Here is a 20,697-nt window from a genome sequence, read left to right as displayed (position 1 = left end):
ATGGCGGTCGCGGCGTTCATCATCTGGCTGCATGGATTGGCGGCGCTGCTGTTCGTCGGCGCTGCGCTGGCTGAGACGCGATCGCCGGTCCGCACGATACCGCGCTGGCTGCTGCTGTTCACGCTTGGAGCGAGCGCGCTTTGGTCGCTGAGCGTGGCAGGTATCGGTGACGGCGAATCGGTCGCGCGAGTGCTGGTGATCGTGCGCAATGCAGGCTGGCTGGCAGTGCTTTTCGCGCTGTCCGCGAACGTCGCTGGCGAGTCGCGCTGGCGTGTCGGCGTGTACGTGTCGGTTGCGCTCTGCCTCCTGTTGGCAGCAGCACTGGTCGTGGCGTTCGCGGCGCAGCTGCGCGGTGACGCGCGAGCCGAAGTCGAGCGGCTATGGCTGATCCTGCGTCTGCTCGCCACCATCGGAGCGCTCGTATTGCTGCACCAGCACGTGATCGCACGTGCAGGCCGCTGGAGCGAGGCAACGGCGGTGTTGACCGCGGCGATGGCGGTCATGTGGGTGAGCGATCTGTTTGTGCTCGCGGTCGCTTATGCTGCGGGTACATGGGCCGACTGGCTGACGACCCTGCGCGGCGTGGCAAATGTGCTGGTGGCAACGACGGCGATCGTCGCGGTCCAGCGCCCAACGGGTCGTACGCTCAGCGTGTCTAGAGCGGCGGCGGCGCAGATGATTTTAGTTGCGGGCGGGGTGATTTACGTCGTTGTCGCGACCGCCGTCACCGGGCTTCTGGGCGAGATCGCGGGAGCGCATGCGCGGAAGTTCCAGGCCGCGTTCGTTATCGGCACCGGCACCGCATTGTTCACCTTTGTCGCGACGCCGTGGCTGCGCGCCTGGTTGAAGGTGATGATCGCCAAGCACCTGTTCAGTCACCGCTACGATTATCGTGCCGAGTGGATGCGCTTCACCGACACGCTGGGGGTTTCCGGCGCGGACGTGCCGTCGTTGCCGGAGCGAGTCGTCGAGGCGATCGCCAACCTGACCGGGTCCCCCGCGGGCCTGCTGCTCTATGCCGAGGGTGACGAGATGGTGAGCGGTCCGGCCTGGCGCTGGGAAGAGCCGCCGTGCGGGGGTGCCGCAGCGTTGATCACGTATCTGGCAGCGACCGCCCGGATCATCGACCTGGATAGCTGCCGGCAGGGAGAGGCGCCGGAGGACGAGATCGGCGCGATCCCATCGTGGTTGCTCGCGCGCGACGATGCCTGGGCGGTCGTGCCGCTGCTGCGCGGGACCACGCTGATCGGTGCGGTCGTGCTCGCGCATCCGCCGATCCCGCGCGCGCTCGACTGGGAGGATTTCGACCTGCTCGGCGCGGCGGGGCAGCAAGCGGCAAGCTTTCTGGCCGAAGAGCGCGCGCACGCCGCACTCGCCGACGCGAAACGCTTCGACGAATTTCACCGCCGCCTGGCCTTCATCATGCACGATCTGAAAAATCTCGTCAGCCAGACCGCGCTGGTGGCGCGCAACGCGGAGCGGCACGCCGACAATCCAGCGTTTCGAGCCGACATGATCGCGACGCTGTCCGACACGTCGCAGCGGATGACCGCGCTGCTCGCCCGATTGTCGCAGCACCAGGCACCCGCGACCGACACGCTGGAGACGGTCGACCTGCTCGCGCTCGCGCGCGACATCGCCGCTACGCGCGCCGCGCAGTATTCGATCGAGGTGACGGGGACGCAGGTATTCGGCCACGCCGATCTGCGCGGCTTGCGCACCTTGCTCGACCATCTGGTGCAGAACGCGATCGAGGCGGGCGCGGCCGATCAGGCGGTGCACCTGCACGTCGACTGCGACGCGAGTTCGGCGGCGATCACCGTGATTGACCACGGCGGCGGCATGTCGGCGGCGTTCGCGCGCGATTCGCTGTTCAGACCATTCGTATCGACCAAGACCGGCGGGTTCGGACTGGGGGCGTACGAGGCGCGGCAGATGGCGGAGCAGATGGGCGGCAGCGTCAGCGTGGTCACGCGAGAGGGCGAAGGGAGCCGTTTCCGCGTCGGGCTTCCGCTCGCCCCGACGGCTACCGCGCCGAGCGCCCCACCGCTTGCGCCGGCATGGGAGCAGGCAGCATGACCGAGACGAAGACGCTGCTGGTCGTCGAGGACGATCCCGGACTGCAACGCCAGCTGCGCTGGGCCTATGACGGCTACGACGTCGTCGTCGCGAGCGACCGTGTGAGCGCGATCGATGCGGTGCGCGCGTCCGAGCCCCAGGTGGTGACGCTCGATCTCGGACTGCCGCCCGATCCCGACGGTGCGTCGGAAGGATTGCGCGCGCTGGCCGAGATCCTCGCGCTCAAGCCCGACACCAAGGTCATCGTCGCATCGGGCAACAGCGCGCGCGAGGCGGCGCTGGCGGCGATCGCGGGGGGCGCGTGGGATTTCTACAGTAAGCCGATCGACATCGACGCGCTGGGATTGATCGTGGCGCGGGCATTCCACGTCCACGCGCTGGAAGCGGAGAACCGCCGGCTGGCGGCGCGCGCCGACGCTGGTCCCGCCCTCGGCGGCCTCGTCACCGCGTCGCCCGAGATGCAGCGCGTTACCCGGACGATCGAGCGCGTCGCTCCCGCCGACGTGTCGGTCATGCTGTTAGGGGCGAGCGGAACGGGCAAGGAACTGCTCGCGCGTGGGCTTCACGATGCCGGTCCGCGCCGGGCACGGCCGTTCGTCGCGATCAACTGCGCCGCGATCCCCGAAACGCTGCTGGAAAGCGAGCTGTTCGGCTATGAGAAGGGCGCCTTCACCGGCGCCGGCAAGACCACGGCGGGGAAAATCGAGGCCGCGGACGGCGGCACCCTGTTCCTCGACGAGATCGGCGACGTGCCGCTCGCGTTGCAGGTGAAGCTGCTGCGTTTCCTGCAGGAGCGTGTGATCGAGCGGATCGGGGGACGCCGCGCGATACCGGTCGACGTGCGGATCGTCTCCGCGACACACCAGGATGTCGACGCGATGGTCGCGGACACGCGCTTCCGCGAAGACCTCTACTATCGTCTGGCGGAGATCGTGGTGCGTATTCCGACGCTCGCCGAGCGGAGTGGGGACGCGGCGCTGCTCGCGCGGCATTTCGTCCAGCAGCACCGGCAGACGCTCAACCCGGCGGTGCAGGGGCTGAGCCCCGACGCCGTCGCCGCGATCGATGGCTGGGGATGGCCGGGGAACGTCCGCGAGCTCGAAAACCGCGTCAAGCGCGCGATCATCATGGCGGACGGCAAGTACGTGACGGCCGCCGACCTCGACCTGCCCGGCACCGCGCAGGCGCTGCCGATCAACCTGCGCGCGGCGCGCGAGCGCGCGGATCGCTGTGCGATCACGCGTGCGCTGGCGCAGGCGGACGGCAACATATCGGGCACGGCGCGCCTGCTCGGCATCAGCCGCCCGACGCTCTACGACCTGCTAAAAAGCTACGATCTTCATGCTTGAAGGGCCGGCGACCTACCCCCTGCTGCGCGGGCGTCGTCAGCGGCGCTCGCCGCTGCGCCGTGTCGTGGCATGGTCGCGCGGGCGCAACGCGCGGATCGTGCTGGGATTGCTGGTGCTCCTCGCCCTGGGGGCCGGCATCGCGACGCTTGCGCGACGCGCCGACGTACCCGACGCACGCGTGTCGATCGCGCGCGGGCAGGCGGCGCTCGCGCGGGCGAACTATTCCGCCGCGCGCAACCACTTCGTCTCTGCGACCCGCGCCGAGCCGAACAACGCGGCGGCGCAGATCGCACTCGCGCGCAGCTACCTGCTGCTGGAGGACGGCGTCGCCGCGGGGGGCGCGATCGACCGCGCGCAGAGTGCGGGCGCGCCGCCATCGCGGTTGCACGCGCTTCGCGCCGCCGCGCTGCTGCTGCAAGGGGACGAGGACGGGGCAATCGCGGAGGCGGATCGCGCGAGCGGCGCCGACACGGCGTTCGCGCAACGTGCGAAGGCACGTGCGCTCGCCGAAAAGGGTGATCGCGCCGCGGGCGCCGCGCTGCTGGAGCAGCTGACCGGACGCTTTCCTGAAGACGCGGGCGCGTGGCTCGATCTGGGGCGCGTCCGGCTCGACATCGGTGATGTCGGGGGGGCGAACGTCGCCGCGCAGCGTGCGCTGTCGCTTGATCCGAACAATCTTGCCGCGCTGGTGCTACGTGGGCAGCTGGTGCGCAGCCAGTACGGGTTGAACGCCGCTTTGCCGTGGTTCGAGGCCGCGCTGACGCGGGACGCTTATTACCACCCGGCGCTGATCGATGAGGCGGGAACGCTGGGCGACCTGGGCCGCAATGCCGACAGCGTCGCGGCAGCGCGTCGCGCGCTCGCGGCCCGGCCGGGCGACCCGCAGGCATTGTACCTGATGGCGGTCGTCGCGGCGCGTGCCGGTGACCTGTCGCTCGCGGGCGACCTGCTCGATCAGAGTGCGGGCGGGCTGGACGGCCTGCCCGGCGGGCTGCTGCTGTCTGGCGCGATCAATTACGCCAACGCGCGGTATCAGCAGGCGGCGGTCAAGTGGCAGGCGCTGATCGGTGCGCAGCCGATGAACCTGGTCGCGCGCCGCTTGCTCGGTGCGGCGCTGCTCCGCTCGGGCGATGCCAAGGCCGCGCTCGACGCGCTGCGCCCCGCGGCGCTCAGGCTCGACGCCGACAGCTATACGCTGACGCTCGTTGCGCGCGCGTTCGAGGCGCGCGGCGAGCGCGATTGGGCGGCGCGCTTCCTTGATCGCGCGGCGCGCCCGCCCGCGATCCGCGCGGTGCCGTTCGGGCAGGACGACGACGCGGGCGTGCTCGCCGAGGCGATGGCCGACGCGCCGAGCGATCCCGCCGCGGCAGTGGACAACATCCGCGGGCTGATCGAGCGCGGGCAGTTCGCCGATGCGATCGCCCAGAGCGAGCGGGTCGCGCGCGCCTCACCCGGCGCACCGCCGGCGCAGCTCCTGCTGGGCGATACGTTGGCGGCGAGCGGCCGGTTCGCGCCGGCCGCGTCCGCCTACGCGCGAGCGGCAGACCTCCGCTTCGACGAGCCTGTGCTGCTGCGGTTGATCGAGGCGTGGTCGCAGACGGGCAATCGCGAGGGTGCCGCCAATGCGCTGGCATTGTACCTGGCGCAGAACCCCGCATCGGTGGTCGCGCGGCGATTGCTGGCGAACGTGCAACTGGGGGCGGGTGACGATCGTGCGGCGATCGTGACGCTGGAGCAACTGCGTGGGCAGATCGGCGACGGCGACGCGCTGGTGCTGGCGCAGCTCGCGCGTGCCTATACGCAGGCGGGCGACCCACGGAGCGCGCTGCCCTACGCGCGTGCCGCCTACCGGTTATCACCGATGAGCGCGGGCGCGAGCGACGCCTACGGCGCGGCGCTGTTTGCCGCTGGGAACACCGACGGCGCACTGCAACTGCTGACCAAGGCGCTGAAGCTCGCACCCGGCAGCGCCGAGGTTCGCTGGCATTACGCGCAGGCACTCGCCGACGCAGGGCGCACGGCCGCGGCGCGGCAGGCGATCGCAGCGGCGTTGAAGGACGCTCGCTTCAACGAACGAGCCGCAGCGACACGGTTGTTGGCGGCACTGCCGCGCTGACTCAGCGTGACGCGCGCGCTTGAGGACCCGCAGCAACGCCGTATAGCGCGCGGATGGACGACGCCCTGACCCGCATCGCCGCCGCGCTGGAGCGGCTCAGTCCGCCGCCTGTTACCGCCGCCGATCCGCTCGCGCATCCCGCCTATGTCTGGCGCGACGACGTGCTGGTGGCCACGCGCGATTTTCGGCCCTTGCCGCTCGCCATGCTCCACGGCGTCGATGCGCAGAAGGGCGCGTTGCTCGCCAACCTCGATCGGCTCGCCGCGGGGCGTGCGGCGCAGGACGTGCTGTTGTGGGGCGCACGTGGCACGGGCAAGTCGGCTCTGGTCAAGGCGAGCGTCGCGGCGGTGCAGGGCGCGGGCGGGGCGCTGGCGCTGGTAGAGGTCGCGGCCGACCGCATCGACACGCTGCCGCGATTGTTCGACGCGATCGTCCGCGTGCCGCGCGCGTTCGTGCTGTTCCTCGACGATCTGGGGTTCGATGCGGCAGCGGACGCGCGCTCGCTGCGCTCGTTGTTGGAGGGCGGAGCGGAAGCGCGGCCCGTGAATGCGCGATTGGTCGTTACCTCGAACCGGCGGCACCTGCTGCCGCGCGACATGGGCGAACAGGAGCGGGCGGTGAACGCACGCGACGTCGCCGACGATCAACTCGCGCTCTCCGACCGGTTCGGCCTGAGCCTCGGCTTTCACGTCGTTGACCAGGAGCATTACCTGCAGATCGTGCGAGGCTATGCCGACGCCTATGCGCTGCCGTTCGATGCTGCCGATGCGGTGCAATGGGCGACGCGGCGCGGCAGTCGGTCGGGCCGGGTCGCGTGGCAATATATGGTGGACCTCGCCGGACGCGAGGGCCGGGCGCTCTAGCCGAGCGCCTCGACCTGTTCGGCGAGGTCGAGCCAGCGCAGCTCGGCCGTGTCCTTTTCGTCGCGCAAGCTGCCGATTTCGCGCGTCAGCCGATCGAACGCGGCGGGATCGCGCGTGTAGAGCCCGGCGTCGGCGAGCAGATCCTCCTTGCCGGCGATCTGATTGTCGATCTCCTCGATCCGGCGCGGGAGCAGTTCGTAGTCGCGCTGGTCCTTGTAGCTGAGCTTGGCCCGCGTCGGCGGCGGGGGCGGGGGTGTAGTCGCGGTCTTCGCGGGCGCGCGCTTCGCCTCGGTGCGCGGGCGACGCTTGGCGACCCAATCCTCGTATCCGCCCGCGACGACATCGACGTGACCGCTGCCGTCGAGCCCGAGCGTCACCGTCACGGTACGATCGAGAAAGTCGCGATCGTGGCTGACGATCAGCACGGTGCCGTCATAGTCGGCGATCACTTCCTGCAGCAGGTCGAGCGTTTCGAGGTCGAGGTCGTTGGTCGGCTCGTCCATCACCAGCAGGTTCGACGACCGCGCGAACTCGCGTGCGAGCAGCAGCCGCGAGCGCTCGCCGCCCGAGAGCGTGCCGACCCGCGCGTCGACCATGTTGGGGTCGAACAGGAACTCTTTGAGATAACCGTGGATGTGCTTGCGCGTGCCGAGCACGTCGATCCACTCGCCACCGTCGGCGAGCACGTCGCGGACCTTCTTCTCGGGCGCCATCAGGCTGCGCTGCTGGTCGATGACGATGCCGTCGAGCGTCTTGGCGAGCTTGACCGAGCCGGCGTCGGGTTGAAGCTCGCCGGTCAACAGCTTGAGCAGCGTCGACTTGCCCGCGCCGTTGCTGCCGACGATGCCGATCCGATCGCCGCGGGTGACGCGCAGGGAAAGGTCGCGAATGATCGTGCGGTCGCCGAACGACTTGGAGACGTGCTCGGCGTCGATCACCACCTTGGTCTTCACGTCGTCGCTGCCGACCGACAGCGCGGCGGCGCCCTGCGGACCGATCATCGCGGCGCGTTCGGCGCGCATCTCCTTCAGCTTGGTGAGCCGGCCCTGGTTGCGGCGGCGGCGGCCCGTCACGCCGCGCTGGAGCCAATGCTCCTCCAGCTTGAGTTTCGCGTCGAGCTTCTGAGCGGCGCGTTCCTCCTCGGCGTAGACCGCCTCGGTCCAGGCATCGAACCCGCCGAAACCGACCTCGTTGCGGCGCAGCGACCCGCGCTCGAGCCACAGAGTCTGCTTGGTCAGCCGGGTCAGGAAGGTACGATCGTGGCTGATGACGACGAACGCGCCGGTGAAGCGGTTGAGCCAATCCTCCAGCCACTCGATCGCGCCGAGGTCGAGGTGGTTGGTCGGCTCGTCGAGGAGCAGCACGTCGGGGTCGAGCGCCAGCGCGCGGACGATCGCGGCACGGCGGCGCTCGCCACCCGACGCCGAGGCACAGGCGCGCGACAGGTCGATGCCGAGCTGCCCGGCGATCGCGTCCGCCTGATACGCCTCAGGCGCGCGCTCGCCGGAGAGGACATAGTCGGCGAGCGTCTCGAACCCGGCGAGATTCGGTTCCTGCTCCAGCATGACGACGTTAGTGCCCGGCACGATCGTGCGGCGTCCCTCGTCGCTGTCGATCGCGCCGGCGATGAGCTTGAGCAGCGTCGATTTGCCCGCGCCGTTGCGCCCGATCAGCGCCAGCCGGTCGCGCTGCCCGATGAACAGGTCGAGGTGGCGGAACAGCCACCCCGCGCCCTGAACGAGGCCGAGGTCTTCATACGCGAGGATCGGTGCTGCCATGCCCGCGCACCTAGGGAACCGACCGCCAGCGGGCAAGTTACCGAGGGCTGACGGCGTTATTCACAGGGTGTTCAATCCATTGGCCTTATGCGACCACCCGTGAAGATGTTGCCGATCCTTTTGCTGCTGACCGCCGCCGCCCCCGCGGTCGCCGAACCTGCGGAGCAGGAGAGCGAGCGTGCGTTCGCGTGGCGGGCGACGCGTTCGGGCAAGCTGCTGCCGATCAAGGAGATCGAGCGGCGCGTCATACCGACGATGAAGGGCGCGCAATATATCGGTTTCAACCTCGATCCGCAGTCGGTCGTCTACACGCTCAAGTTCCTGCGCGATGGCGAGGTGATCTGGGTCGACGTCGATGGCCGCTCGGGACAGGTGCTGGGCCAGACCGGCCGCTAATCATTGATCTTGCCGAACGCGCACCGCAAAGCGGGCGCAGACGTGCCGCAGGGAGACATAGATGCGTGTTCTGATCGTCGAGGACGAGCCCAACCTCGGGCAACAGCTCAAGTCGACGCTGGAGGGTGCGGGCTACGCGATCGATCTCGCGACCGACGGCGAGGAGGGGCATTTCCTCGGCTCGACCGAGAGCTACGACGCGATCGTGCTCGATCTGGGCCTGCCGGAGATCGACGGGCTGACCGTGCTCGACCGCTGGCGCAAGGAGGGGAAGGTCACGCCCGTGCTGGTGCTGACCGCGCGGGACAGCTGGTCGGACAAGGTCGCCGGGTTGGACGCGGGCGCCGACGATTACGTCGCCAAGCCGTTCCAGACCGAGGAGCTGATCGCGCGGCTGCGCGCGCTGATCCGGCGGGCGTCGGGCAACGCGTCGTCCGAGCTGACCGCGGGCGACGTGCGGCTCGATACGCGTTCGGGCAAGGTCACGCGCGCGGGCGAGCCGGTCAAGCTGACCGCGCAGGAGTACAAGCTGCTCAGCTACCTGCTCCATCACAAGGGCAAGGTGGTCAGCCGCACCGAGTTGATCGAGCACATCTACGATCAGGATTTCGACCGCGATTCGAACACGATCGAGGTGTTCGTGACGCGTATTCGCAAGAAGCTGGGTCAGGACGTGATCACGACGATCCGCGGGCTGGGTTACAGCCTGGAGGATCCGGACGCCTGACGCGTGGTCGCGTATCTACAATTCGCGTCGACCGACCTGCGCGGCGTCCACGTCGGCGGCGATGCGCTGGATCGTGGTCGGCTCGGGAAGGCTCGCGCTTTCCTGCGCGATCCGCGTCTGGTGAAGCGCGGGTTCGGGAAGGTAGGACGGGCTTACTCCTGCGACCGCGTAGGAGGCGAGCAGCAGCCCCGCGAGCATCGACACGAGCACGCCGCCCAGCACGGCGACGATCATCGCGGGTATGTTTCTACCCTTTCGCATGATTATTCCTCCGTTGCGGCGGTGAACCGGTCGGCACCCGCTTGGTTCCGGGGCGCGGTCGCGTGAAGCCGCCGTTGCGCGTGCGCGGATCGCTGTCGCGGCGCATGATCCTGATCGCGGCGGCGTGGATCTCGATCCTGCTCGCGGGCGGCGGTTTCGCGCTCGACCGCGTGCTGGTGGCGGCGGTGACGCGCAACGCCGACGATCAGCTCGGCTACGTGCTGCGCTCGCTGCTCGTGTCGGCCGAGATCGACACCGCCGGCGAGGTGACGTTCAATCGCGAGCCGGCCGACCAGCGGTTTCTCGAGCCTTATTCCGGGCTCTACTGGCAGGTGTCGGCGCCGGGGCACGAGACCTGGCCGTCGCGATCACTGTGGGATCGCCAGCTCGCCTACGGCGCACCGCACAACGATCGCAGCGTCCACAGCTACGACAGCAAGCAGTTCAAGGACGAAAAGCTGCGCGTGGTCGAGCAGGACGTGAAGCTGCCGGGATCGCCGGTACGCTGGCGTTTCCAGGTCGCCTCCAGCCGCGAGGCGCTCGACGCGCAGATCACCATCCTGCGCCGCACGCTGATCCGCAGTTTCCTGCTGCTCGGGATCGGCTTGGTCGTGCTCGCGGCGTTGCAGACGTTCTACGGCCTGCTGCCACTCCGGCGCGTGCGGCTCGCGATCGCGCGGATGCGCGCGGGCAAGGCGAACCGTGTCGAGGGCAGCATGCCGATCGAGGTGCTGCCGATGATCGACGAGCTGAACGCGCTGGTCGAGCACAACGAGCGGCAGGCGGAGGAAGCGCGACGCCACGCCGGCAACCTCGCGCACGCGCTCAAGACACCGCTGACCGTGATCATGAACGCGGCAACGGCGAACTCGGACGATCTCGCCGATACGGTGATCCGGGAGGCGCGGACGATGCGGCGGCAGGTCGACCACCATCTGGCGCGCGCGCGTGCGGTCGGGCGGCGCGGCTCCGCGCACAGTCGCGCCGACGTGTGGCCGAGCGTCGAGTCGGTCGAGCGCGCGGTCCGTCGCCTCTACCCGCACGTTCGCGTCGACATGGACGGGCCGAAGGATCTGGTCGCGCATATCGAGCGGCAGGACCTGGACGAGATCATGGGCAATCTGGTCGAGAATGCTGCCAAATATGGCGGCGGCAGCGTGTTCGTGACCGTCGGCGCGCACTCGGGGTTCGTCGAGATACAGGTCGAGGACGACGGGATGGGGATACCCGAGGCGGACCGTGCGCGCATCTTCGATCGCGGTGTGCGGCTCGATTCGGGCAAGCCCGGCACCGGGTTGGGACTCGCGATCGTGCGCGACGTGGCCGAGATATATGACGGGACGGTCAGCCTGGAGGAGAGCGAGGACTTGGGCGGACTGCTGGTCCGGCTGCGCCTGCCGGCCGCCTCGTCGATCGAGCCGTAAAAGGGCCGCTCTTGTCCTAGTATCACCTGTTCCTGCTACGCTAACGCGCGCGGCATGGGTCACGGACATCACCACGGTCACTCGCACGGGCACGCGCACGCGCATGGCCACGGGCACAGTCATGGACATGGTCACGCCCATGCCGCGCCGCCGGAGCGCTGGGATCGCGCGTTCGCGATCGGGATCGGGCTCAATCTCGCCTATCTGATCGTCGAGGCGGGGGCGGGGTTGATCTACGGCTCGGTCGCGCTGCTAGCGGATGCCGGGCACAATCTGTCCGACGTGCTCGGCCTGGCAATCGCGTGGGGTGGTGCAGCGCTAGCTCGTACGCCGCCGTCTAAACGCTTCACCTACGGGTTGAAGGGGTCGACCATCCTCGCCGCGCTCGCCAACGCGCTGCTGCTGCTGGTCGCGCTCGGCGCCATCGCGACCGAGGCGGTGGAGCGGTTCTCGGCCGCGCCGCGCGTGCCCGGCCTGTCGGTTGCGGCGGTCGCGGCTGGCGGCATCGCGGTCAATGCGATCACCGCATGGCTATTCGCGCGCGGGCGCAAAGGCGACGTCAATATCCGCGGAGCGTTCCTGCACATGCTGTCCGACGCGCTCGTGTCGGCGGGCGTCGTCGTCGCGGGCGTGATCATCTGGGCGACGGGCGCGGCGTGGATCGACCCGCTCGTCAGCCTGGTCATCGCCGGCCTGATCTTCTGGCAGACCTGGGGGCTATTGCGCGAGACGGTGGAGATGTCGCTCGCCGCGGTGCCGCGCGGGATCGACTATGACGGCGTGCGTACCGCGCTCAGCGATCTGCCCGGCGTCAGCGAGGTGCACGACCTGCACATCTGGCCGATGTCGACGACCGAACCCGGGCTGACCGCGCATCTGTGCGTGCCGGCGGGGCACCCGGGCGACGCGTTCCTGCACGAGATACAGGACATGCTGCACCACCGCTTCGGGATCGGGCACGCGACGATCCAGGTGGAGACGGGCGCGCACGCGTGCGAATTGGCGGACGAGCGGCGGGTCTGACCCGCCGACTCGGTCAATAGGCGCGCGCCACCGCGAATTCGACCGCCTCGACCATCGCGTCCTTGGCCGCGCCACCCGCGAACGGTCCGAGCGCGTCGATCGCGCGCTGGCCATAATGACGCGCGCGCGCCAGCGTATCGTCGACCGCGCGCGTGGCGCGGACAAGCTCGATCGCCTGCGCGAAATCGGCATCGCTCGACCGGCGTCCTTCGATCGCATCCTTCCAGAAGGTGCGATCCTCAGCCGAGCCGCGCGCGTAGGCGAGGATGACGGGCAGGGTGACCTTGCCCTCACGGAAATCGTCACCGGCGTCCTTGCCCATCGTGCCCGCGTCCGAGGTGTAGTCGATCGCGTCGTCGACGAGCTGGAACGCGATGCCGAGATAGCGGCCATAGGCGTCGAGCGCCTCTTCCTCCGCGTCCGGGCGCTCGGCCACCACGGCAGAGATGCGGCACGCGGCGGCGAACAGCGCCGCGGTCTTCGCGCCGATGATGTCGAGATAGCGGTCTTCGCCAAGGTCGACGCGGCGCACCGCCGTCAGCTGGTTGACCTCGCCCTCAGCGATCACCGCGGAGGCGTGGCTGAGGATCTTGAGCGACTTGAGGCTGTCGGCCTCCACCATTAGCTCGAAGCTGCGGCTGAACAGGAAGTCGCCGACCAGCACGCTCGCCGGATTGCCCCAGATGATGTTGGCGGTGCGCTTGCCCCGGCGCAGGTCGGACCCGTCGACCACGTCGTCGTGCAGCAGCGTCGCCGTGTGGATGAACTCGACCGCGGCCGCCAGACGGTGGTGGCGTGTGCCGGTGTAGCCAATCAGCTTCGCGCTCGCGAGCGTCAGCATCGGGCGCATCCGCTTGCCGCCCCCCGCAATCAGATGCCCGGCAAGCTTGGGGATCAGCGGTATCTGCGACTGCATTCGGTCGAGGATCACGGCGTTGACCGCGTTCATGTCGGCGGTGACCAGATCGATCATCGGATCGAGCGAAGGGGTGCGGCCCGAGAGCCGGTGGATCGATGCACTCATCTCCCCGCGCCTGTACGAGCGGTCGACCGGGCAAGGCAAGCCGCGATCGAACCTTGCAGCGGCGTCTCCCTTGCGCAACAGCGGAACGCGGGAGGACCGCATGACCGACGACGTGTTGAAAGGCTATCGCAAGAGCATCGACAACATCGACGCGGCACTCGTCTGCCTGCTCGCCGAACGGTTCAAGGTGACCCAGGCGGTCGGACGCCACAAGGCGGTCAGCGGGTTGCCGGCAGCCGATCCGGGGCGAGAGGAGCAGCAGATCGCGCGGTTGCGCCAGCTCGCGCTCGATGCCGAACTGGACCCCGAGTTTTCCGAGAAATTCCTGCGCTTCATCATCGACGAGGTGATCCGCCACCACCGCGCCGCGGCGACATCGTGATCGTCTCGACTTCGTAACATGGATTAGCTAGTAGCGGCAGATGACCGAGCAACAGGATGCGCGTTTTCGGCGCATCGTTTATTCAAGCATTGCGACTGCGCGTACCGACGATGACACGCAGATCGAGATCCTGCGACAATCGCGCGCGAACAACGGCCTGAACGGCATTTCAGGCGTGCTGCTATCCGACGGGCGGCGTTTCCTGCAGGTGCTGGAAGGGACGCCGGAAGCGATCACGCACGTGTTCGGACGGATCAGCGCCGACCCGCGGCACGCCGAGGTGAAGACGCTTCACGACGAACTCGACACCCGCCGCATCTTCAGCGGCTGGACGATGGCGAGCATGTCGGACAATCGCCAGACGGAGGCGGTTCGCGAGCGATTGCAGGTGTTGTTGCGCAGTGCCCCCGACGAGATCCGCGAGGAGTTCGAGGATGTCCTGCGCACGGTCGGTTCAGCGACGTAAAGGCGAGGGGACTGCCGCGACGAGACAGCCGCCAGGCACCATGCCTACGCGAATATTTCTCTCAGAAAATCTTTCATCGCCTTCCAGCTTCGGCGGTCGGCGCGCTCCTCATAGGCGACGCCCGGGATCGTCGAGCCTTTCATGCTGCGATCGGTGAACGCGTGACCGGCATGACCGTAGGCGTGGAGCTGCCAATCGGCGCCGCTTTCGGTCAGCTCCTGCGCCAAGGCCACGACCGTCTCGGGCTTGCCGAGCGGATCGTCCCAGCCGTGGCAGATCAGCAGCTTGGCCGCGATTGGTGACACGGTGTCGTAGTCCGGGCGATCGTAGACCCCGTGGAAGCTGACACCGCCGAGCACGTCCAACCCGCTACGCGCCATGTCGAGCACGCACTTGCCGCCGAAGCAGAAGCCGATCGCGGCGGTCCGGCTTTCCTCCACCTCCGGCTGTGCCTTGAGCGCGGCGAGACTGGCGGCGAGCCGATCGCGTAGCAGCGCCCGATCGGCGTTCATCTCGTCCATGTAGCGTGACGCGCCCGGCCCGCGCTGCGTCCGCTTGCCCTGGCCGTACACATCGCACGCGAAGGCGGCGTAGCCCAGCGCGGCGAGTTCCTCCGCCTTGACGTTATCCTCTTCCTTCTGACCCAGGATGTTCGGGATCACCAGCACCGCTGGCCGCGCGCCGGATTGTGCATCGTCCCATGCGAACACGCCTTCGAAACGGCCACCCGGCCCATCGTGGATCAATGCCCTGCGCTCGACCGCCATCTACCTTCTCCCTGCTTGTCCGCCTGCCACGGCGCGCTAGACCTGTACAAACACGCCGACAGCGGAGCGCGCAAGTGCAGGTTCGACGCGATACACCGACCAACCCCGCGGTGGCGCCGTTGCTCGCCGCGCACGTCGCCGAGCAGCGTGCGGGCACGCCGCCCGGCTTCTCCTTCGCGCTCGACGGTGCGGCGCTGTCCGCGCCCGAAGTGACGTTCTTTACCGCGTAGGAGGGCGCGACGCTCACCGGCATGGGGGCGTTGAAGCGGCTCGACGACGCGGCGGGCGAGGTCAAGTCGATGCGCAGCACGCCCGAGGCGAGGGGACGCGGCGCCGGCCACGCGATCCTGCGCGCGATCATGGCCGAGGCGCGCGAGCAGGGACTACGCACGCTGTACCTGGAGACCGGGACCACGCGGGCCTATGACGCCGCCGCCCGGCTCTACACGCGCGTCGGGTTCGTGCCGTGCGACGCCTTCGCCGATTATCAGCCCAGCCCGCACAACCGCTTCTTCCGCCTGGCGCTGTAAGCGTCGCGGCTTGCCCGGCGGGCCCGCTTTCCCGTAGCGGAGCGGTGATCGCCGCCGCCGCGCGGCCACGCAGGAAGGTTCAACCATGCCCACGCTCGTCCTTATCCGTCACGGCCAGTCGTCGTGGAACCTGGAGAACCGTTTCACCGGCTGGTGGGATGTCGACGTGACGGAGAAGGGCGCAGCCGAGGCGCGCGCGGCGGGCGAGTTGATGGCGGCGAAGGGCCTCGACTTCGACCAGACCTTCACCTCGCTGCAGACCCGCGCGATCAAGACGCTCAACCTCGCGCTGGAGGCGATGGGGCGTTTGTGGCTGCCGGTCGAGAAGCACTGGCGGTTGAACGAGCGCCATTACGGCGGGCTGACCGGGCTCGACAAGGCGGAGACCGCGGCGAAGCACGGCGACGAGCAGGTCCATATCTGGCGTCGCAGCTTCGACGTGCCGCCGCCGCCGATGGAGGCGGGCAGCGACTACGATTTGTCGGGCGACCGTCGCTACGCCGGGATCGACGTGCCTGCGACCGAGAGCCTGAAAGACACGATCGCGCGCGTGCTGCCGTACTGGGAGGAGCGGATCGCCCCCGCGCTGAAGGACGGTCAGCGCGTGCTGATCTCCGCGCACGGCAATTCGCTGCGCGCGCTGGTCAAGCATCTGAGCAACATTCCCGACGACGAGATCACCGGACTGGAGATCCCGACCGGGCAGCCGATCGTTTACGAGCTCGACGACGCGCTGAACGCGACCGATCGCTATTATCTGAGCGAGCGGTAAGCGACGGCCGGCGCGTCGCTCAGGCGGGTTCGAGTAGTCGTTCCGCCTGCGCGCGCGCCTCATCGGTGACGGTCGCGCCCGACAGCATGCGCGCGATCTCCTCGCGACGCTCGTCAGGGGAGAGCGGGCGGACGCCGGTGCGGGTGACCTTACCGTCGTTGCTCTTGGCGATCAGCAGGTGCGCGGCGCCGCGCGCCGCCACCTGCGGCGAGTGGGTGACGACCAGCAATTGCGCGCGCGTCGCCAGCCGCGCGAGCCGGTCGCCGATCGCGCTCGCCACCGCGCCGCCGACGCCGCGATCGATCTCGTCGAAGATCATTGTCGCGGCACCGCCCTGCTGCGCCAGCGCGACCTTGAGCGCGAGGATGAAGCGCGACAGCTCGCCGCCGCTCGCGATCTTGGCCAGCGGGGCGAAGGGGGCGCCCGGGTTGGTCGAAATCTCGAACTCGACGCGGTCGCGTCCGGCGGGCGACCATTCCCCTTCGCTCAGGGGCGCGACGATCGTCCGGAACCGTGCTGCGTCGAGCTTCAATGGCGCGAGCTCACCCGCCACGGCCGCGTCGAGCCGCTTGGCGGCGGCGGTGCGCTGCTTCGTGAGCGCGTCGGCCGCGGCGACATAAGCCGCACGCGCCTTGTCGACACGTGCTTCCAGCCCAGCCAGACCTTCCTCGCCGGCGTTCAATCGCTCGAGTTGTGCGCGCTGACGGTCGGCCAGTGCGGCGAGGTCATCGGGTTGGACGCGGTGCTTGCGCGCCATCGCGCGAAGCTCGAACAGACGTGCCTCGTCTTCCTCCAGCTGACGCGGATCGTGCATCAGCGCGGCGGCGGCGTCACGCAGCTTTTCCTCCGCTACCGCTCCTTCGATCACTGCACGGTCGATCGCGGCGAGTGCCTCGGCTAGCGCGGGGTGATCCTCCGCGATGCGTTCCAGCACGCGGGCGGCCTGGCGCAGCTGCGTCAACGCGCCGTCGCGACCATCGACGTGTCCGGTCACGTCGTTCAGATCGTCGGCGATCTTCTCCGCGCGCTGCATGCCGCGGCGGCGCTCGGCCAGCGCTTCTTCCTCGCCCGGCTCGGGCGCGAGCTTGTCGAGTTCGGCGACCGCGTGTTCCAGCCACTCGCGGTCGCGCTGCGCGGTGGCGATCTCGGCCTGCGCGTCCTCCAGCGCTGACGTCGCGTCGCGCCAGGCGGTATGCGCGGCGGACACCTTGGCTACATCGGCCCGTGCGAAGGCATCGAGCAGCGCGCGGTGCCCCGCGGGTGCCAGCATGCCACGGTCGTCGTGCTGGCCGTGAATCTCGACCAGCAACTGCCCGATCTCACGCAGCAGCGCGGCGGACGATGGCTGATTGTTGACGAACGCGCGGCTGCCGCCGTCCGCCTTGACGATGCGGCGCACGATCAGCGGCTCGCCCGGCTCGGCGTCGATGCCGTTCTCCTCAAGCACCGCGTCGACACCGGCGGGGCGATCGAAGGTCGCGGTAACGCTTGCCTGCGCTGCGCCGTGACGCACCAGCCCGCTGTCGCCGCGACGACCGAGCGCGAGGCCGAGCGAGTCGAGCAGGATCGACTTGCCCGCGCCCGTCTCCCCGGTCAGCACGCCGAGACCTTCGCCGAAGTCGAGGTCCAGCGCCTCGATCAACACCACGTCGCGAATGGAAAGCGCAGTCAGCATGAGTAACCAACGCCTTTAGCGCAGATCGGGCGCGACGTTACCCCCTTTTGTTCCACGCTGATCCACCGCCCGCGCGATTACGGCGTCGGCGTGCTCGACGTCGGATTGGGCGTGTTCGCGGGCGAGGTGGTGTCGGGCGGCAGCGTGCCTGCGGGATCGCCGCCGGTGGTCGCGGGCGTGACCGCATTGGGCGCATCGGCCTTGGCGGGGACGCTGGTGGTCGCTTCGCCCGCGATCGTCGTGGTGCGGGTACCCGGCGGAACGACCTGCGCGCCGGGCGCGAGCGGTGCGATCGGCGTGGAGGGATATTCGCGCATCAACTTGTAAGCGCGCTGATACCAGTCCGAGCCGGGGTAATTGGCACCGAGCACCGCCGCCGCCTTCTCCGCCTCGTTGCGGACGCCGAGCGCGAGGTACGTCTCGGTCAGCCGCATCAGCGCCTCGGGCGCGTGCGTCGTCGTCTGATACTCGTCGATCACCTTGCGGAAGCGCAGCGTCGCGGCGAGCCACTGGCGGCGACGTTCGTAGAAGCGGCCGACCTCCATCTCCTTGCCCGCGAGGTGATCGCGAACGAGGTCGAGCTTCAACCGTGCATCGGCGGCGTAGCGCGTGTTGGGATAGCGCCGGACGAGTTCGCCGAGCGCATCCTGCGCCTGCGTCGTGATCTTCTGGTCGCGCGTCACGTCGCTGATCTGCTCGTAATAGCTCATCGCGACGAGGTAATAAGCGTAAGGCGCGTCGCGGTTGCCGGGGTGAACCGACAGGAAGCGCTGCGCGCCCTGGATCGCGTTGGTGTAATCGCGCGCGAGATAATAACTGAACGCGCCCATTAACTGCGCGCGACGCGCCCAGACCGAATAAGGATGCTGACGCTCGACCTCGTCGAACAGCGCGGCGGCTTCCTTGTAGCGCCCCTGATCGAGCCGGGTCTTGGCCGAGGTGTACAAGGTGCCGACATCGCGCGCGACATAGGGCAGATCGCTGCCGGCGCGGTTGCGCGCACAGCCGGCGATCGGAAGCGCTAGCGCGGCGATGAGCGCGACCGAGAGGCCGCGGACAGGAAGGTTACGCATCGGTGGTGGCCTTAGCGCAAGCGAGCGCGTGCGAACAACGGCTTTCGCACAGGCGCGGGCCGCAGGTGCGACAGCTTTGTTGCTTGGCGCGCGCAACGGACCTGTTATCGCGCGCGTTGCGACCCTTTGTCGCTCATCATCAGGAGTTCCCATGCCCGCCACCCTGCTTGCCACCAAGCGCGTCGAGAAGCCGTGGGGCCGGCACACGCTCTATCCCGGCTTCCCCGATCCCGCGCCCGACGCGGAGCCGATCGGCGAGGTGTGGTTCCAGTCGCCGCACCCGGAAGAATCGGAGCTGCTGATCAAGTACCTGTTCACCAGCGAGAAGCTGTCGGTACAGGACCACCCGTCCGACGAGGAAGCGCAGAAGCGCGGGCTGCCGCGCGGCAAGGACGAGTGCTGGACGATCCTGGATGCCGAGCCCGATTCGACGATCGCGATCGGGCCGCTCGCGCCGATGACCGCTGATGAATTGCGCCAGAGCGCGCTTGACGGGTCGATCGAGCACAAGCTGGACTGGAAGAAGGTGAAGAAGGGCGACTTCTTCTACTCGCACTCGGGCGTGATCCACGCAATCGGTGCGGGGCTGACGCTGATCGAGGTGCAGCAGAATTCCGACACGACCTACCGCCTGTACGACTATGGCCGCCCGCGCGAACTGCACCTGGACGACGGGGTTGCGGTTGCCGAGTTGACGCCCTGGACGCCGCCGAGCGCGCCGGGCGAGGTCGAGCCGGGTCGCACGATCCTGGTCGAGGGGCCGAAGTTCGTGCTGGAACGCTGGACCGGCGGCGATCGGCAGATCGATCTGCCCGAGGGCAAGACCGGCTGGCTGGTGCCGATCAAGGGCGAGGGCGTGGTCGCAGGCGTGGCGTGGAAGGCTGGCGAGTGCGTGACCGTCACCGGCGCGGAGAAGCTGCACGCGTCGAACGATGCCGACCTGCTGTTCGCCTATGTCGGCGATCGTCGACTCTGACCTGACGACATGCTGAGTGGAGGGGCGGGGTGCTGCGTGCACCTCGCCCCTTCTTGCATCAGATCGCGCCCGAGAAGGTGTCGCACGCCGCGGGATCGCCGCTCTCCATCCCCTTGCGCAGCCAGAACTGGCGCTGCGCCGAGGTGCCGTGGGTGAAGCTGTCGGGCACGACGCGACCCTGCGCCTCGCGCTGCAGCGTGTCGTCGCCGATCGCCTGCGCGGCGCGCATGCCTTCTTCCACGTCGCCGGGCTCGAGCCGGTCGCGGTTCTTCGCCGCCCACACGCCGGCGTAGCAGTCGGCCTGCAGCTCGAGCCGCACCGAGGCGGCATTGCCCTCGGCCTCGCCGCTGCTGCGCTGGATCTGCTGCACCTTGTCAGACGTGCCGAGCAAGTTCTGGATGTGGTGGCCGAATTCGTGCGCCACGACGTAATATCGCGCGAAATCGCCCGGCGCCTTGAAGCGGTTGGTCAGTTCGTTGAAGAAGTCGGTGTCGAGGTAGATGTCGCTGTCGGTCGGGCAGTAGAATGGACCCATCGCGCTCTGCGCCGCGCCGCAGCCTGATCTACCCTGTCCATTGAAGAAGCGCAGGCCAGGCGCGCGGAAGCGCTCGCCCGACTGCGCGAAGATCTGCTCCCACGTATTCTCGACGTTGCTGAACGCGTTGCAGGTCGCGCGTCGCTCGGGGCTGGCGTCGCAGACCTGCTGCACGCTGCCGCCGCCCGATTGCTGGCCTACCTGGCTCGACGGTGCGCTGCCGCCGCCGCCGAGCAACCCGCCGAGGCCGCCAAGCCCTCCGCCGAACACCGCGAACAGGATCAGCACGACCACGATCCCGCCGCAGCCGAAGCGGCTGCCGATCAGCGGCAGCAGCCCGAAGAGCAGCCCTCCGCCGCCGCCTCCGCCGAAGCTGCCGCGCGACGTGGCATCGCCGACGTCGATGTCATTGTCGTAATCGTCGAGCCGCATCGGCCCACTCCCTGCCAATCGTTTCTGTTGCGGCATGAACCCGGCGGCG

Annotated in this window: 21 protein-coding genes; 14 read left to right on the top strand and 7 right to left on the bottom strand. The window is 68.8% G+C overall.

Annotation, left to right across the window (positions count from 1 at the left end; genetic code table 11):
• From prsK to BMW51_RS02815, 4 genes are read left to right on the top strand one after another with little or no spacing between them, the layout of a single operon-like run.
• Positions 1 to 2,079 carry an XrtA/PEP-CTERM system histidine kinase PrsK gene (gene prsK / locus BMW51_RS02830; RefSeq protein ID WP_093003097.1) on the top strand — a complete coding sequence of 693 codons (2,079 nt, stop codon included), beginning with the start codon at positions 1 to 3 and terminating at the stop codon, positions 2,077 to 2,079.
• The gene (prsR, locus tag BMW51_RS02825; protein ID WP_093003095.1) at positions 2,076 to 3,428 is read left to right on the top strand and encodes a PEP-CTERM-box response regulator transcription factor; all 1,353 of its coding nucleotides are present in this window, start codon (positions 2,076 to 2,078) and stop codon (positions 3,426 to 3,428) included. Before prsK ends, prsR begins: the two co-directional genes overlap by 4 nt.
• Positions 3,421 to 5,544 (top strand): tetratricopeptide repeat protein, encoded by a 2,124-nt coding sequence (locus tag BMW51_RS02820; protein WP_093003093.1) that lies wholly within the window; start codon positions 3,421 to 3,423, stop codon positions 5,542 to 5,544. Before prsR ends, BMW51_RS02820 begins: the two co-directional genes overlap by 8 nt.
• A gap of 53 nt (positions 5,545 to 5,597) precedes the next feature.
• Positions 5,598 to 6,407: an ATP-binding protein gene (locus BMW51_RS02815; RefSeq protein ID WP_093003091.1), complete on the top strand. Its 810-nt coding sequence runs from the start codon at positions 5,598 to 5,600 to the stop codon at positions 6,405 to 6,407.
• Here the strand turns inward: BMW51_RS02815 and BMW51_RS02810 are convergent.
• Entirely contained in the window at positions 6,404 to 8,185 is a 1,782-nt protein-coding gene (locus BMW51_RS02810) for an ABC-F family ATP-binding cassette domain-containing protein (RefSeq protein WP_093003090.1), read from the bottom strand. The genes BMW51_RS02815 and BMW51_RS02810 overlap by 4 nt on opposite strands.
• A gap of 99 nt (positions 8,186 to 8,284) precedes the next feature.
• On the opposite strand from BMW51_RS02810, the gene BMW51_RS02805 reads away from it, so the two are divergent.
• Both BMW51_RS02805 and BMW51_RS02800 read left to right on the top strand, forming a co-directional pair.
• A complete protein-coding gene (locus BMW51_RS02805; protein WP_245708247.1) occupies positions 8,285 to 8,581 on the top strand; it encodes a hypothetical protein in 297 nt (98 codons plus the stop codon).
• A gap of 61 nt (positions 8,582 to 8,642) precedes the next feature.
• The gene (locus BMW51_RS02800; RefSeq protein WP_093003085.1) at positions 8,643 to 9,308 is read left to right on the top strand and encodes a response regulator transcription factor; all 666 of its coding nucleotides are present in this window, start codon (positions 8,643 to 8,645) and stop codon (positions 9,306 to 9,308) included.
• 15 nt (positions 9,309 to 9,323) lie between these two features.
• Here the strand turns inward: BMW51_RS02800 and BMW51_RS02795 are convergent, their stop codons facing one another.
• Positions 9,324 to 9,569, bottom strand: a complete 246-nt coding sequence (locus BMW51_RS02795; protein WP_143051784.1) for a hypothetical protein — start codon at positions 9,567 to 9,569, stop codon at positions 9,324 to 9,326.
• Between the two features lie 104 nt (positions 9,570 to 9,673).
• Here BMW51_RS02795 and BMW51_RS02790 point away from each other — a divergent pair, with 104 nt between their 5' ends.
• Together BMW51_RS02790 and BMW51_RS02785 are read left to right on the top strand one after the other, a co-directional pair.
• Positions 9,674 to 10,993 carry a sensor histidine kinase gene (locus tag BMW51_RS02790; protein WP_177171521.1) on the top strand — a complete coding sequence of 440 codons (1,320 nt, stop codon included), beginning with the start codon at positions 9,674 to 9,676 and terminating at the stop codon, positions 10,991 to 10,993.
• A gap of 54 nt (positions 10,994 to 11,047) precedes the next feature.
• Positions 11,048 to 12,016, top strand: a complete 969-nt coding sequence (locus tag BMW51_RS02785) for a cation diffusion facilitator family transporter (protein WP_093003079.1) — start codon at positions 11,048 to 11,050, stop codon at positions 12,014 to 12,016.
• A gap of 13 nt (positions 12,017 to 12,029) precedes the next feature.
• Here BMW51_RS02785 and BMW51_RS02780 read toward each other — a convergent pair whose 3' ends face one another.
• Positions 12,030 to 13,040 carry a polyprenyl synthetase family protein gene (locus BMW51_RS02780; RefSeq protein WP_093003077.1) on the bottom strand — a complete coding sequence of 337 codons (1,011 nt, stop codon included), beginning with the start codon at positions 13,038 to 13,040 and terminating at the stop codon, positions 12,030 to 12,032.
• A 100-nt stretch (positions 13,041 to 13,140) separates the two neighbouring features.
• Between BMW51_RS02780 and BMW51_RS02775 the strand changes: the two genes are divergently transcribed.
• Both BMW51_RS02775 and BMW51_RS02770 read left to right on the top strand, forming a co-directional pair.
• Entirely contained in the window at positions 13,141 to 13,422 is a 282-nt protein-coding gene (locus BMW51_RS02775; RefSeq protein ID WP_093003075.1) for a chorismate mutase, read from the top strand.
• 40 nt (positions 13,423 to 13,462) lie between these two features.
• Complete coding sequence (locus tag BMW51_RS02770; RefSeq protein ID WP_093003073.1) at positions 13,463 to 13,888, top strand: BLUF domain-containing protein; 426 nt, start codon at positions 13,463 to 13,465, stop codon at positions 13,886 to 13,888.
• Positions 13,889 to 13,932: 44 nt separating this feature from the next.
• On the opposite strand, the gene BMW51_RS02765 is transcribed toward BMW51_RS02770, so the two are convergent.
• Positions 13,933 to 14,655 carry a dienelactone hydrolase family protein gene (locus BMW51_RS02765; RefSeq protein ID WP_093003071.1) on the bottom strand — a complete coding sequence of 241 codons (723 nt, stop codon included), beginning with the start codon at positions 14,653 to 14,655 and terminating at the stop codon, positions 13,933 to 13,935.
• Positions 14,656 to 14,729: 74 nt separating this feature from the next.
• Between BMW51_RS02765 and BMW51_RS16225 the strand changes: the two genes are divergently transcribed.
• From BMW51_RS16225 to gpmA, 3 genes are all read left to right on the top strand, one after another.
• On the top strand, positions 14,730 to 14,885 hold the full coding sequence (locus BMW51_RS16225) for a hypothetical protein (protein WP_245708246.1): 156 nt from the start codon (positions 14,730 to 14,732) through the stop codon (positions 14,883 to 14,885).
• A 21-nt stretch (positions 14,886 to 14,906) separates the two neighbouring features.
• Positions 14,907 to 15,185: a GNAT family N-acetyltransferase gene (locus BMW51_RS16220; RefSeq protein WP_245708245.1), complete on the top strand. Its 279-nt coding sequence runs from the start codon at positions 14,907 to 14,909 to the stop codon at positions 15,183 to 15,185.
• Between the two features lie 85 nt (positions 15,186 to 15,270).
• Positions 15,271 to 15,957, top strand: a complete 687-nt coding sequence (gene gpmA, locus BMW51_RS02755; RefSeq protein ID WP_093003069.1) for a 2,3-diphosphoglycerate-dependent phosphoglycerate mutase — start codon at positions 15,271 to 15,273, stop codon at positions 15,955 to 15,957.
• Positions 15,958 to 15,976: 19 nt separating this feature from the next.
• Here gpmA and recN read toward each other — a convergent pair whose 3' ends face one another.
• Complete coding sequence (recN, locus tag BMW51_RS02750; protein ID WP_093003067.1) at positions 15,977 to 17,632, bottom strand: DNA repair protein RecN; 1,656 nt, start codon at positions 17,630 to 17,632, stop codon at positions 15,977 to 15,979.
• Between the two features lie 77 nt (positions 17,633 to 17,709).
• Entirely contained in the window at positions 17,710 to 18,705 is a 996-nt protein-coding gene (locus BMW51_RS02745; protein ID WP_245708244.1) for an outer membrane protein assembly factor BamD, read from the bottom strand.
• A gap of 151 nt (positions 18,706 to 18,856) precedes the next feature.
• Between BMW51_RS02745 and BMW51_RS02740 the strand changes: the two genes are divergently transcribed.
• A complete protein-coding gene (locus BMW51_RS02740) occupies positions 18,857 to 19,681 on the top strand; it encodes a class I mannose-6-phosphate isomerase (RefSeq protein WP_093003063.1) in 825 nt (274 codons plus the stop codon).
• 58 nt (positions 19,682 to 19,739) lie between these two features.
• Here BMW51_RS02740 and ypfJ read toward each other — a convergent pair whose 3' ends face one another.
• Positions 19,740 to 20,648 carry a KPN_02809 family neutral zinc metallopeptidase gene (gene ypfJ / locus BMW51_RS02735; protein ID WP_093003061.1) on the bottom strand — a complete coding sequence of 303 codons (909 nt, stop codon included), beginning with the start codon at positions 20,646 to 20,648 and terminating at the stop codon, positions 19,740 to 19,742.
• Between the last annotated feature and the right edge of the window lie 49 nt (positions 20,649 to 20,697).

The organism is Sphingomonas palmae (assembly GCF_900109565.1).
GTDB classification, from domain to species: domain Bacteria; phylum Pseudomonadota; class Alphaproteobacteria; order Sphingomonadales; family Sphingomonadaceae; genus Sphingomonas; species Sphingomonas palmae.
This window is presented reverse-complemented; position numbering and strand designations above follow the sequence as displayed.